This is a genomic window from Massilia glaciei (assembly GCF_003011895.2).
Classification (GTDB): domain Bacteria; phylum Pseudomonadota; class Gammaproteobacteria; order Burkholderiales; family Burkholderiaceae_D; genus Telluria_A; species Telluria_A glaciei.
On record NZ_PXWF02000337.1, the window covers coordinates 1 to 13,414 of the forward strand.

Annotated in this window: 14 protein-coding genes and 1 pseudogene; 12 read left to right on the top strand and 3 right to left on the bottom strand. The window is 59.3% G+C overall.

Annotated elements, in window-relative coordinates:
* From C7C56_RS29540 to C7C56_RS26580, 7 genes and pseudogenes are all read left to right on the top strand, one after another.
* Positions 1–229: pseudogene (locus C7C56_RS29540) on the top strand (IS4 family transposase); the annotation flags it as partial.
* A complete protein-coding gene (locus C7C56_RS26565; RefSeq protein WP_229459020.1) occupies positions 201–629 on the top strand; it encodes a transposase in 429 nt (142 codons plus the stop codon). The pseudogene C7C56_RS29540 and the gene C7C56_RS26565, both read left to right, overlap by 29 nt.
* A 33-nt stretch (positions 630–662) precedes the next feature.
* Entirely contained in the window at positions 663–881 is a 219-nt protein-coding gene (locus C7C56_RS30425; protein WP_106760348.1) for a DUF6444 domain-containing protein, read from the top strand.
* A 119-nt stretch (positions 882–1,000) separates the two neighbouring features.
* Positions 1,001–1,198 (top strand): hypothetical protein, encoded by a 198-nt coding sequence (locus C7C56_RS28450; protein ID WP_146204655.1) that lies wholly within the window; start codon positions 1,001–1,003, stop codon positions 1,196–1,198.
* 500 nt (positions 1,199–1,698) lie between these two features.
* Positions 1,699–1,947 carry a hypothetical protein gene (locus tag C7C56_RS28455; protein ID WP_146204657.1) on the top strand — a complete coding sequence of 83 codons (249 nt, stop codon included), beginning with the start codon at positions 1,699–1,701 and terminating at the stop codon, positions 1,945–1,947.
* Positions 1,948–2,708: 761 nt separating this feature from the next.
* A complete protein-coding gene (locus tag C7C56_RS28460) occupies positions 2,709–2,993 on the top strand; it encodes a hypothetical protein (protein WP_146204658.1) in 285 nt (94 codons plus the stop codon).
* A gap of 348 nt (positions 2,994–3,341) precedes the next feature.
* Positions 3,342–4,280 (top strand): hypothetical protein, encoded by a 939-nt coding sequence (locus tag C7C56_RS26580; RefSeq protein WP_146204659.1) that lies wholly within the window; start codon positions 3,342–3,344, stop codon positions 4,278–4,280.
* A gap of 56 nt (positions 4,281–4,336) precedes the next feature.
* On the opposite strand, the gene C7C56_RS26585 is transcribed toward C7C56_RS26580, so the two are convergent.
* The 3 genes from C7C56_RS26585 to C7C56_RS26595 all read right to left on the bottom strand — a co-directional run bounded on the left by C7C56_RS26585 (position 4,337) and on the right by C7C56_RS26595 (position 6,478).
* A complete protein-coding gene (locus tag C7C56_RS26585) occupies positions 4,337–4,768 on the bottom strand; it encodes a GNAT family N-acetyltransferase (RefSeq protein ID WP_106760351.1) in 432 nt (143 codons plus the stop codon).
* Between the two features lie 392 nt (positions 4,769–5,160).
* The gene (locus C7C56_RS26590) at positions 5,161–5,889 is read right to left on the bottom strand and encodes a substrate-binding periplasmic protein (protein WP_106760352.1); all 729 of its coding nucleotides are present in this window, start codon (positions 5,887–5,889) and stop codon (positions 5,161–5,163) included.
* On the bottom strand, positions 5,882–6,478 hold the full coding sequence (locus C7C56_RS26595) for a hypothetical protein (RefSeq protein ID WP_229459018.1): 597 nt from the start codon (positions 6,476–6,478) through the stop codon (positions 5,882–5,884). Before C7C56_RS26595 ends, C7C56_RS26590 begins: the two co-directional genes overlap by 8 nt.
* 123 nt (positions 6,479–6,601) lie before the next feature.
* Between C7C56_RS26595 and argH the strand changes: the two genes are divergently transcribed.
* The 5 genes from argH to C7C56_RS26620 all read left to right on the top strand — a co-directional run bounded on the left by argH (position 6,602) and on the right by C7C56_RS26620 (position 13,278).
* Entirely contained in the window at positions 6,602–7,999 is a 1,398-nt protein-coding gene (gene argH / locus C7C56_RS26600; protein WP_106760353.1) for an argininosuccinate lyase, read from the top strand.
* A 196-nt stretch (positions 8,000–8,195) separates the two neighbouring features.
* Positions 8,196–8,771 (top strand): TRAP transporter small permease subunit, encoded by a 576-nt coding sequence (locus C7C56_RS26605; RefSeq protein WP_106760354.1) that lies wholly within the window; start codon positions 8,196–8,198, stop codon positions 8,769–8,771.
* A gap of 27 nt (positions 8,772–8,798) precedes the next feature.
* Positions 8,799–10,541: a TRAP transporter large permease gene (locus C7C56_RS26610; RefSeq protein WP_106760355.1), complete on the top strand. Its 1,743-nt coding sequence runs from the start codon at positions 8,799–8,801 to the stop codon at positions 10,539–10,541.
* Between the two features lie 3 nt (positions 10,542–10,544).
* On the top strand, positions 10,545–10,892 hold the full coding sequence (locus tag C7C56_RS26615) for a YnfA family protein (RefSeq protein WP_219933239.1): 348 nt from the start codon (positions 10,545–10,547) through the stop codon (positions 10,890–10,892).
* A gap of 157 nt (positions 10,893–11,049) precedes the next feature.
* Entirely contained in the window at positions 11,050–13,278 is a 2,229-nt protein-coding gene (locus tag C7C56_RS26620) for a sensor domain-containing protein (protein WP_106760356.1), read from the top strand.
* The last annotated feature ends 136 nt before the right edge of the window (positions 13,279–13,414 follow it).

A 13,414-nucleotide genomic window follows, 5' to 3' on the forward strand; every position in this document is an offset into this window, starting at 1 on the left:
AAAATCCGGTAACTCCGGCTACACTTTCGTCCGTGACTTTCTGCGCTCCGGGTTGAGTGAACAACTGGTCATGATGCACGCGCCCAACAGGCCCGATGCCAGGGACTACGAATGTGATCGCGTCCCCCATCAGGTGCGCCTGATTCGCCAAGTGGCGCCAAACGGAAAATTGCGAGTTCTGATGACCAGGCTTGCTCGACATGAAGGCTTTTCCCGCCAGCAGTTTTAGAGATCTCTATCATCAACGCTGGAGAATTGAAGAAGCGTTCAAAAGGTTGAAGGATCGCCTCAGCATCGAGCACGTTACCGGCCTTTCGCAGCAGGCTGTCGTGCAGGATGTGAGCGCCAAAATAGTGACCGACAATTTGCAGGCTCTCACCGCATTGACCGCACATGTACACGCCGGCCTCGACATCGTCAATCGCATCAATCACGCTTATGCCCATTCCGTGCTTAAACCATTATGGCCATCACTCCTGACACTCGGCAGAAAGGTCAAAAAGCTGTTGAAGAATGCGCTGGAGCTGATCGGTGGCCAGAACTATCGCCATCGAGAGAACGTGTCAAAACCACGCAAAGCAAAAGCAAAAGCAAAATCATACAAACACCTGACACAAAAGCCATGCTAGATTTGAAATATTTCCCTTATCTTGGGAAGATTGATGGATACGCTCGAGGCAAAGCTGGGCATGAACAGCCAGAATTCGAGCAAGCCGCCATCGCCCGATGGACTGGCAAGAAAGAATAAGACGAGCTCGTTGCACGGCAAATCCGACAAGGCGGTCGGAGGCCAACCGGGGCACAAAGGAAAACAGGGGCACAGCATGTTGGAAGTGCTGCGCCGCACATTTGCTGGCGATCCGATCATGCCAGTGGCGTAGCGGCTGAACAGTAGAGCGAGAAGAATTGATTATCGAATTACACAAGGTTTGACTTACGTTCTCTGCACGGCTCTGCTCGGCCTTTCAACTTGTCGCAGGTATAACTATGGACCTTTATAATGAAACAACAATTTAAGGCTGCTGGCAAGTCCAAGACCTCACCTGTATCGAATATAAAACGCACCGAAATAGCTGTAAAAATTCGGAAGCAAGTATTGTCCATATTCTTGGCGGAGCTGGTGACAAAGAAAGTTTTTATGGGTCTGGGCCATATGAAAACATTGTCGACGCATACCAAGCATTCGACGAAAAAATAGAGGATTTACTTCGATTAAGTTTATACAATCGAAAATACATAGGTTACAATGAAGTTCGAGGTGATGAAGACATAAAAGGCATTGTAATCGCAGCGATCCCGAGTAAGAAGACGCCGATTTGCATTATCGGCCACAGCCTTGGCGCGTGGAACGGCGCTCATCTATCCGGCCTATTATAAGAGCGAGGATATAATGTGGAAATGCTAATCACACTGGACCCTGTTGGCATGGGTGGCATGATACAAACGGCCCCTGATATTTATCCAAAAATGCCGGCCCCGCTGCTAAATTTTGTATTAACGTTTGTGCAGTTCCGAAAATTAGTCATAATTTCGACACCATTGCAAACCTCGGCGAACGTTGGATTATTAGCAGCGGCCCATGTATCAACTACAAAGTCGATATCAATCACTAGGCGAAAAATTGTTTTTTATCCCACTTAAAGAAAATAAATCGGCGGCTGATTTTATGCACGAATCAATTAGATTGGTCACGAAACCATGAAAATGCTCGCCATTTCTATAGTTTTCTCTTTGATAATTATTGGCTGCACCGATCAAAGGCCCCCGACCAACTTAAAATATCAAAAAATAGTGAACATGGGGAGCGCGTATGATGTATTATTTTCATCCGATGTAAATATTGAAACTTTATTTAAAAAAAAGAAAGGGGAAGCAGCTGTTTCTAAAAGATTGCTCTGCGCGCTAGGCGAAGATAATAATATTGAAGTGAGGCACCAGATGAAGTGATTTTTAAGTGGAGTAATCGATCTAGAAAAAGTTAAATTCGATGCGGAAAATGGACGTTACAACTATATTGCAACCACAAATTTTTATGAGATTTTAGATGGTGGCACAAGCACAAATCTTCTATTCGGACCTACTCTAGAAAAAATTCTAATCTCCAGAAGTTCTATACCTTGCAGAGTTGTGATCACGGTTTATCTAGCGCAGCCATTCTACTCCGAGCCAATGTCAATTCCGACAAAAGATATTATTCAAGCCATTAATCCTGCTGCATTTAACAAGAACAAGCCTCTACAGTTTTGATTTGTGTTCAGTTGTCTCGACGATCTCGCAACAGCTCCAAAAACCTAAAGCGATAGAATTAGTGGTGACTACATATGCACGACTTAATGATATCTACCACAAATCCAGCTCAGCCATCTACTAACACTACTTCAGAGTAACGAAAAAAATAGGCCCAATGATTAAGGAAAATAAATCAGCTGCCGACTATCTGCACGATTCAATTAGATTAGTCACGAACCTATGAACAACTCAGCCATCTCCCTTTTTCTTGTCGCGATATTGCTTGGCTGCACCCCTAAAAAGCCCGCCGTTAACTTAAGGTATCAGAAAATAACAAATACAGGAAATTCGTACAATATACTGTTCTCATCCAATGAAAATCTTGAAACTTTATTCGACAAAAAAAAGGAGAAATAGCAGTTTCCAAAAGACTTGTGTGCGCGCTAGGCAATGACAATAATTTTGATGTGAAACACCATATGAAACAGTTTTTAAGCGGCGGCGTCGATCCAGCAGAAGCCAGCATTGATACGAAAACTAGACGATACAATTACATTGCTGTAACAGATTTTTATGAGAGTTTAGACGGCGGCACAAGCAGGAATCTACTATTTGGATCTTCTTTAGAAAAAATACTAAAATCCAGAAGTACAATACCTTGCAGAGTTGTGATCACGGTTTATCTATCGCAGCCATTTTACTCCGCACCAATGTCAATTCCAACAGGAGATATTATTAAATCAATTAATACTACTTCAGAGTAACGAAAAAACATTCCTAAATTTCTCTCTTGCTCATCCGAACAATATAATATCCAGTATTACCATACCTTGCAGAATTGCAATCACGGTCTATCTATCGCAGGTGTTTTACTCCGTACCAATGCCAATCCCAACAGAAGAAATGGTTTATTTTTTAACAACACAGCAAGCAACAACAAAAATCACTATAGGCAATCACTGATTTATTCAGGATTGAGGCTTGCGATTTGTTCCAATGCCGAAAAAATTGAAACTTCGATTGCAGAATGGTCCAATAACCCACTAAAATCAGCGGGAATATTGGAGCCCTAGTGCAAGGGCTTATCAACGTCGATTGTTTAAATAATAAACATGCCCTCTTCCCTGACTTTGTCATCAAACCAAAAGAAACAGGCCACCCTGTTGTACTACTTCTCGTCGCTCGACTATCTCAAGGGACTGAAAGAACGTGTTGACCTTTTAATTGGCCCGCAAGATGCGCCGCGAGGAAAGTCGAGTCGACATGAAAAACAGAGACGGGCCACTTTCCACAAAACCATGCCTGTGCGCCTTGGTGCACAAGGAAATTCAGCATTGCATCTACTTCTTGCGTACCAACAGTCATTGAAAGTCGATATTTTTGAGAGAAAGCGCGACATGTTCAGTGAGACTGGCACGCATCAGTGTGGGCGGGCACTCTCCGAAGTTCCGCTGCCAGGGAATGGCCCGGCTGGATGGGAGGCATTTGAGGCTGCGTTCGAGGGAATTTCGTTGTATGCCGGGCGGATCGACAAAACGATGGCGCAATCTGGCACCGCCGGCGAACGGGACGACTCCTGCTTCACCGGGGCGTGGACAGAACGGGCAGGATGTTTTTCGCGCTTCCCCCAATTTCGCGTTCATACCGACGAGGTCGCGGAAACCGGACAAGTACCGCACCGGACTGGTGTGTACGTTTCAAGTGATGATCCCCACGCTGCCCTGCAGTTCGCATGGGTCGGCGGCCAAGGCGGCCGATTGTTGGAAGGCGTAACATTCAACCCCTTGGGCCTTGCCGCGCTGGAGTCTGTCGGCAGGCAGCGGCTATGGCTCGATGAAGTGGCGATGCTGCGTGTTGTTCAGGCCAATTTGAACAATGCGGACTTGAATGCCGACCCGGGTTTTGAATGCGCAGAAATAGCGGAGCTTGCGCCTTCACTCATTGCCAGAAACGCTTTTACGTCACGCGCGATGAAATGGCATTACGTGGAAAAGATCGATGGCGCGTTCGAGGAGATCAACGAATCAGAAACCGTCCAGCTGCACCGGTAGGGAAGCCGCAGCCTCCAAGTGACACACCTGTGCTCAAGACAAGCGTGACTGGCAGGTCACGACAAATAGATGTTCGGAAAGTACCGTTCCATCAATGACTCCGGCCGCAGCGGCGGCTTGAACCCGAACTGCTCGTACAAAGCATGCGCGTCCCCGGTGGCCAGGGTCAGGCGGCGCAGCCCCTGCAGACTCGGATGCGCCAGCACCGCCTTTAGCAGCTCCTTGGCGTATCCGCGGCCCCGGTGCTCCGGCACCACGAACATATCGACGAGATTGCCGAAGGTAGCGTAGTCGGTGATCACGCGCGCGAAGGCGACTTGGCGGCCATCGACATAGCCGCCGAAGCAGAGCGAATTTTCAATCGCGCGATCGACGATGGGGCGCGATATGCCGACCGCCCAGGTCGACTGTTCGCTCAAAAAACGGTAGACCAGCGGAACGTCGAGTTCGGCCCGGTCGGTACTGATCTGTAAATTGGAACTGGACATGGCTACGGCCCACCCGGCGAAAAAGAAACCATTCTACATTCGAACACGCAGACTTGGCGCATGCTCCGTGCGCGCTCCAAAAAGAGCACAGCCCCGTCCGCAGCGCCGTCCGCAGAGCTCGGAGGCGCATACCAGACTTCAGTACGAACTGATCGGCGCGCGGAGCGGCGGCATCGAGTGACATCCGCGGCGGCGCCTCCCTCTTCTTCGTGCGGCCGCCCGGAGGCCGGCTAGCCCCTGACCGTCTAGTTCGGTCGTAAGCCTGTGCCGGACGGCGGCCGGCGCGCCTGAGTGGTCACGGGCACCATCGCCAATTTCGCAAACGCCAAAGACCGCGTCATCCGCCGGGCGGTCGCCTGCTTCGGCGCCGTCTGGGCGCGGGTGTCACGTGACTAAAGACCGTACGCCGTCAACAAGTCGCGGTATGCCTTGCTCGCCTTGACCTTTTCCAAGGCAGCGGCGAACTTGCGCACGGTCGCCCGTGGCGTGTTGAGCGTGAACGCCAATTGCCCCTCGCCCGCCATCTCGGTCAGCTCGAACATCTTGACCGCCTGGCGCGGATCGAAGCCGTAGCGCTTGGCCGCGTGCGCCAGCATGGTCGGGTCTTCCGGCAGCACATCGATGCGACCGGCGAAGAATTTGCGGATATTGAGCTCGTCGTTGGCCGCCGCATCGATATTCGGATACAGCCCTTTTTGCCGGAAATAGACGAACCGGCTGCCGTCGTTCACCACGCCTATCTTGTATTTGGCCAGCTCCTGCAGCGTGTCGGCCCTGATGTCGGTCCGGGTCCTGAGGCGGTACACGAATATCTTGAACGGGACGATCTGCCCCACCCACTGGTAACTGGCCTCGGTTTCGGCGTTGCGGTAGACCGTGAAAATCAGGTGGTTGGGCTGCGTCATCTGCATTTGCTGGATGCGCGGCCATGGCAGGATGTCGATCGACCCGGTGCTGCCGGCCTGCGCAAACACCAGGCGCACCACGTCGACGGCGAAGCCGGCCGGCCGATTCTGCGCGTCGATATACTGGTACGGCGCCTCGCTCGGTGCGTAAGCGCTCACATGCGCGGCGCACATCGCAGGCGCCAACATCAGCAGGGCGAACAAGAATTTAAGCATCAATGACCCGTTTCAAATAACGCTCGGGCAGCGCCAGCTTGGCGTCCTCGGCGCGCCACAGCATGTTGACGACCGACCAGCGGCTGCCGTCGTTGAGCAGTTGGATGCTGTTGATCCCGCGTACGAACGGCTTGGCGTCGCCCTGCGCGTGCCGCGCCTCGTAAGTGCTCAATATTCTGGCGATCTGGCCGAAGCTCTCGATGCTGCGCGCCAATTCGGTCTCGAAGAAGCCGCTCGCGGCGAACATCGGGCCGGCCCGGCTTATGGTGTCTTCGACGCTCATCGCGCGCGTGCCAAAGCTGCCGTCCGGACGGGCGCCAACCGCCATCATCTTCGCCCCCGGCACAAACAGGGAGCGCAGCCGGTTCCAATGGCGCGGCTTGTCGGCCGGCCAGGAGATGACGTCGTACAGCGCGGCGATGATCGCGTCGACCGAGGCCACGTCGGCTCCCGCCGCGGCCGGCATGGCGGCGGGGGCGTCAACCGGCGCGGCAACCGCGGCGGGCGCGTCCTTCGCCTCCTGCGCCTGGGCGGCCGGTCCGCCCAGCAGCGCCAGCGCGGCGCATGCCGCCAATGTGAGTCGTTTCATGCCCGCCTTCGCAAAATTAGGTGAATGATAATACCTCAATAGCGCGCACCGTGTTGCCCCGGGGTAATTTCACCCGCTTTCCCGTCCTTGTTTATAATCAGGTAAATCAACAGGATACCTAAAATGACAGATCAATTCTCAAAAAAAGGCGAGGCCTGGTCGGCGCGCTTTTCCGAACCGGTCTCAGACCTGGTCAAACGCTACACCGCTTCCGTCTTTTTTGACAAACGCCTGGCGCTGTTCGACATCGCCGGCTCGCTCGCGCACGCCGAGATGCTCGAGGCGCAAAACATCATCAGCGCGGCCGACCGCGCCGAGATCGAGCGCGGCATGGCCCAGATCAAGGGCGAGATCGAAGCGGGCAGCTTCGAGTGGCTGCTCGACCTCGAAGACGTCCACCTCAATATCGAAAAGCGCCTCACCGAACTCGTTGGCGACGCCGGCAAGCGGCTGCACACGGGCCGCTCGCGCAACGACCAGGTGGCCACCGACATCCGCCTGTACGTGCGCGCCGCGATCGACGACATCACGGTCCTGCTCAACGCGCTGCGCTCGGCCCTGGTCGACCTGGCCGAGCAGCACGCCGACACCATCATGCCGGGCTTCACCCACATGCAGGTGGCGCAGCCGATCACCTTCGGCCACCACATGCTCGCCTACGTCGAGATGTTCGGCCGCGACTGCGAGCGCATGGCCGACGCCCGCAAGCGCGTCAACCGCCTGCCGCTGGGCGCCGCCGCGCTGGCCGGCACCACCTTCCCGATCGACCGCGAGCGCGTCGCGCGCACGCTCGGCTTCGAGGACGTCTGCCACAATTCGCTCGACGCCGTCTCCGACCGCGACTTCGCAATCGAGTTCTGCGCCGCCAGCGCCCTGATCATGACGCACATCTCGCGCATGTCCGAGGAACTGGTCATCTGGATGAGCCCGCGCATCGGTTTCATCGACATCGCCGACCGCTTCTGCACCGGTTCGTCGATCATGCCGCAAAAGAAAAACCCCGACGTGCCCGAACTGGCGCGCGGAAAAACGGGCCGCGTGTACGGCCACCTGACCGGCCTGCTGACCCTGATGAAAGGCCAGCCGCTGGCCTACAACAAGGACAACCAGGAGGACAAGGAGCCGCTGTTCGACACCGTCGACACCGTCGTCGACACCCTGCGCATCTTCGCCGACATGGCCGGCGGGATCACCGTCAAGCCGGAAGCGATGCGCGCCGCCGCGCTGCAGGGCTACGCCACCGCGACCGACCTGGCCGACTACCTGGTCAAGAAGGGCTTGCCGTTCCGCGACGCCCACGAGGCCGTGGCCCGCGCCGTGCGCGCCTGCGACGACGCCCGCTGCGACCTGTCGGAGATGTCGCTCGAACGCCTGCGCGATTTTTCGCCCCTGATCGACGACGACGTGTTCGCCGTGCTCACGCTCGAAGGCTCGGTGGCCGCGCGCGACCACGTGGGCGGCACCGCGCCGCGCCAGGTGCGCCTCGCCATCGCGCGCCTGCGTGCGCAATTGGGCCAGTAAGCGCGCGCGATTGCGGCAAAAACCGGCTAAAACGGGCCACAAACGGGCCAAAACGGGCCACAAACGGGCCACAAACGGGCCACAATCGGGCCAGTGAGGCTTGCCACGACGTCAATACCGTGGCAAAGTCAACCGCCGCTCCCCCGCCACGGGGAGCGACGGTTTTTTTTTGAGTCCGCCACACTGGAGAAGCACCATGTTTTTGTCCCTGTCACGCGGGATCGACAAGTTCAACGAGGTGATCGCGACCGCGGTCAGCTGGGCCCTGCTGGCCGCGGTCATCATCTCCACGGTCAATTCGCTCATGCTCTACCTATTCAAGTCGAGCTCCAACGCCTGGCTCGAGATCCAGTGGTATTTGTACGGCGCGGTGTTCCTGCTCGCCAGCGCCAACACGCTCAAGCGCGACGAGCATGTGCGCATCGACGTCATCGTGGGGCGCTTTTCGCTGCGCACCCAGGTCTGGATCGACCTGTTCGGCTACCTCGTCTTCTTGCTGCCGGTGTGCGCGCTGATCTTCTGGTTCAGCCTGGCCTACGCCGAGGTGGGCTACCTCAGCGGCGAGATCCGCAACGTCGGCGGCCTGCCCGCGTGGCCGGCCATGATGCTGGTGCCGATCGCGTTCCTCATGCTGATCGTGCAGGGCGTCTCCGAGATCATCAAGCGCGTCGCCTTCTTGAACGGCCGCCTCGAGGCCGGCGCCTTCCGCAAGGTCGCCCCCACCCCGGCCGACGAAATCGCCGCCATCAAGGCCGCGAACGCGCCCGAATAAAACCATAACAAGAATAAACCGAGACCCATGGAACAGTTCATCATCGCCAACATAGCGCCCATCATGTTCGGCGCGCTCGTCATCTTTTTGCTCTCGGGCTTTCCGGTCGCGTTTTCGCTCGCGGCCAACGGCCTGTTTTTCGGCCTCGTCGGGATCGAACTGGGCCTGCTCGACATCTCGCTGCTGCAGGCGCTGCCGAACCGGATTTTCGGCATCATGAGCAACGACACCCTGCTCGCGATCCCCTACTTCACCTTCATGGGGCTGATCCTCGAGCGCTCCGGCATGGCCGAGGACCTGCTCGACACGATCGGCCAGTTGTTCGGCCCGATCCGCGGCGGCGTCGCCTACGCCGTCATTTTTGTCGGCGCCCTGCTGGCCGCGACCACCGGCGTGGTGGCGGCCTCGGTCATTTCGATGGGCCTGATCTCGCTGCCGGTGATGCTGCGCTACGGTTACGACAAGCGCATCGCCAGCGGCGTGATCGCCGCCTCGGGCACGTTGGCGCAGATCATCCCGCCGTCGCTGGTGCTCATCGTCATGGCCGACCAGCTCGGCCGCTCGGTCGGCGACATGTACCGCGCCGCGTTTTTCCCGGGCCTGCTGCTGACGGCGATGTACTGCGGCTATGTGCTGTCGCTGTCGATCTTCAAGCCGCACCACGTGCCGGCGCTGCCGCCCGAGGCGCGCAACCTGCGCGAGCCGGACGGCAGCAGCGGCATGGCCTCGCTGCTGGCCGTGCTCGCGATCGCGGTTGGCGCCGGCTTCGGCTTTGCCGCGCTGTTCGGCGCCGCCTACCCGGAACTGCCGGCCGACTACGTGGGCGTGTATGCGGCCAGCTTCGGCGTCGGCGTCGCCTTTGCGATCGCGCTCGCCAACCGCACGTTCAAGCTCAAGCTGCTCTCGCGCATGGCCCAACGCGTCGTGTTCGTGCTCATTCCGCCACTCGCGCTGATCTTCCTCGTGCTCGGCACGATCTTCGTCGGCATCGCCACCCCGACGGCCGGCGGCGGCATGGGCGCGATGGGCGCGATCATCCTGGCCATGCTCAACAAGCGCCTGTCGTGGAGCCTGCTCAAGCAGGCCATGGGCTCGACCACGCGCCTGTCGTGCTTCGTCATGTTCATCCTGATCGGCTCGACCGTGTTCGCGCTCGTGTTCCGCGGCGTCAACGGCGACCTGTGGGTCGAGCATCTGCTCACCGGCCTGCCCGGCGGGGTCATGGGATTTTTGGTGATCGTCAACGTGATGTTCTTCGTGCTGGCCTTCTTCCTCGACTTCTTCGAGCTCGCCTTCATCCTGGTGCCGCTAGTCGGCCCGGTCGCGGCCAAGCTGGGCATCGATCTGATCTGGTTCGGCGTGCTGCTCAGTGTGAACATGCAGACCTCGTTCATGCACCCGCCGTTCGGCTTCGCCCTGTTCTACCTGAGGTCGGTCGCGCCCAAGGAGGTCAAGACCTCCGACATCTACTGGGGATCGGTGCCGTTCGTGTGCATCCAGGTCATCATGGTGGGCTTGATCATCGCGTTCCCGAGTCTGGTGTCGGTCGCCGACAGCGTCGACATGACCGAAAAGCTCGAACTCAAACTGGAGCCGTCGGAAGCGCCCGCCGCCCCCGCGCCGACGACCGAGGACGGCACGCCGGAGTTGAATTTTTCGACCGATACCGACACGCCGCCGGCGGCCGGCGAGCAGAAGGCGCCGGAGGCCGCCCCGGAGGAGGCCAAGGAACCCGAATTGAATTTTTCGTCCGACACGGAGACAAAATAGTCCATGGCCGAGGACTGGCTCGGACTGGCGCGCACCCTCGGGCTGTTCTTCGCCACGGCGCTGGCGGAACTGACCGGCTGCTACCTTCCGCTGCTTTGGCTCAGCGGGAAGGGCGCGGCATGGTTGTTGATTCCGGCGGCGCTCAGCCTGATGGTCTTCGTCTGGCTGCTCACGCTGCATCCGGGCGCGAGCGGGCGGATCTACGCCACCTACGGCGCCGTGTATATCAGCACCGCCGTGCTCTGGCTGCACCTGGTCGACGGCGTCGCCCCGAGCTACAGCGACTACGTGGGCGTGGGATTGGCGCTGCTCGGCGCCGCCGTGATCGCGCTCGGCAACAGGGCGGCCTGAGGGGCTAGGAGCCCGTCGGACTTAGGAACCAAGCGCAAATCGTTACATTTGTTGCGCACGGTACAGATCGAACCGGCCGCGCGCCGGGCCTGGGTCTAAAATAGCGCCATGACCACAGGGACTGTGCGCATCTCGCCGGGCGCGCAAGACAATCGAAATGAACCAAAGCAACGACACCTCGGTCAATGAGCTGTTCAAGGCGCATCCCATCCCCATGTGGATCTACGACCTCGAAACGCTCGCCTTCATGGCCGTCAACAACGCCGCGGTCGCCCACTACGGCTACAGCGAGGCCGAGTTCCTGACCCGCACCATCGCCGACCTGCGCCCGGCCGAGGACCTGCCCAGGCTCCACGAAAACCTGCGCAACGCGCCGCCCGGCAAACTGCAAAAGTCGGGCACCTGGCGCCACTGCAAAAAAGACGGCACCCTGATCGACGTCGAGATCACCTCGCACCCGCTGGTCTTCAAGGGCCGCGCCTGCCGCTTCCTGCTGGCCCACGACGTCACCGAGCGGGTCCAGGCGCAGCTGCGCATCGCGCGCCTGAACCGCGTCTACGCGGTGCTCAGCGGGATCAACTCGGCCATCGTGCGCATCCGCGACCGCGAAGCCCTGTTCAAAGAAGCTTGCCGCCTGGCCACCATGGAAGGCGGCTTCCTGAGCGCCTGCGTCGCCCTCGTCGACCCGGCCGACGGCGCGTTGGCCATCGTCGCGCAGGCCGGCCAGGGCATCCCGCTGCGCTCGGGCGCCCCCTGGCCGGCGCAACGCGCGGCGCGGGAGCAGCGGGCCTTCATCTGCAACGATATCAGCAACGGCGACTGCAACGGCATCGGCAACGACATCGGCGCCGACGGCGTGCCCGAACCGATGCGCGCCGACCTTCTCGCGCGCGGGGTGCGCGCGGCGGCCGCGTTCCCGCTGCTGCTGGGCGGCCGCCCGGTCGCCGTGCTGGCCCTGTTCGCCGGCGTGGCCGGCACCTTCGACGAGGACGAGCTCAAAGTGCTCAACGAAATGGCCGGCGACCTCGCCTTCGCGCTGCTGTTCTTCGAGCGCGAGAAGCAGCTCAACCACCTGGCCTACCACGACATGCTCACGGCGCTGCCCAACCGTGACCTGTTCCTCGACCGCCTGGTGCAGCTGCTGCACGCGAACAAACGCGAGAACCAGCCGGTCGCGATCGTCCTGCTCAACGTCGACCGCTTCGCCCAGATCAACGACACGCTGGGCCGCCACGCGGGCGACGCGTTGCTGGCGCACATGGCGCGCCGGCTAGAATCGAGCCTGCCCGGCTTTTACAACATCTCGCGCATCGGCGGCGACAATTTCGCCCTGACCCTGAGCGAACTGGCCTGCCTCGAGGACGCCGCCGCCGTGCTCGAACAGCGCATCTTCGCCACGCTCGACCAGCCGTTTTCAATCGACGGCAAAGAGGTGCGCATATCCACGCGCGCCGGCCTGGCGGTGTTCCCGGCCGACGGCGCGGACGCCGAGACGCTGTTCAAGCACGCCGAGGTCGCGCTGCGCAACGCCAGGTCGTCGGGCCAGCGCTACCTGTTCTACGCGCCGCGCATGAACGCCGCGCTGGCCGCGCGGGTCGCGCTCGAGAACGAATTGCAAAGCGCGCTCGAGGAACGGCAGTTCGTCATGTACTACCAGCCGCGCATCGACACCCCGAGCGGGCGCATCGTCAGCGCCGAGGCCCTGATCCGCTGGCAGCACCCGGTGCGCGGCCTGGTGGGGCCGGTCGAGTTCATCGGACTGGCCGAAGAAACCGGCCTGATCCGCCCGATCGGCGCGTGGGTGATCGACGCCGTCTGCGCGCAGCAGGCGGCCTGGCTTGCGGCCGGCCAGCCGGTGGTGCCGGTGGCGATCAACCTGTCGGCCGTGCAGTGCGCCTACGCGGGCCTGTTCGCGACCATCAGCGACGCCATCGAACGCCACGGCCTCGAGGCGCGCCACCTCGAATTCGAGCTCACCGAGACGGCGGTGATGAACAATCCCGAGGAGGCCGCGCGCAACCTGCGGGCGCTCAAACGGCTTGGCGTGCTGCTCTCGCTCGACGACTTCGGCACCGGTTATTCGTCTCTGGCCCAGCTCAAACGGTTCCCGTTCGACTTCGTCAAGATCGACCGCTCGTTCATCGCCGGCCTGCCCGACGACGCCGAAGACGCGGCCATCGCGGCGGCCATCATCGCGATGGCGCACAGCCTCCATCTGCGGGTGGTGGCCGAAGGCGTCGAGACCGAAGCGCAGTTGGAATTGCTGCGCACGCTGCGCTGCGACGAGCTGCAGGGGTTCTATTTCAGCCGGCCCATCCCGGCGCAAGGCTTCGCCGCCCTGCTGGCCGCGGACAGCCTTCGTCCTCGCGCATGCGGGGACCCATAGAACGGTCGCGCCGGGGCACCTTCCAAGTCCAAGGTTCGGCCTCTGCGGGACGATGCGGGAGCGCTGGCCTTCGCGCTATAGAGTTCCCCGCCCGAAGCGCTATGCGTTAATGCATAGCACGAGCAACTGTCATTCA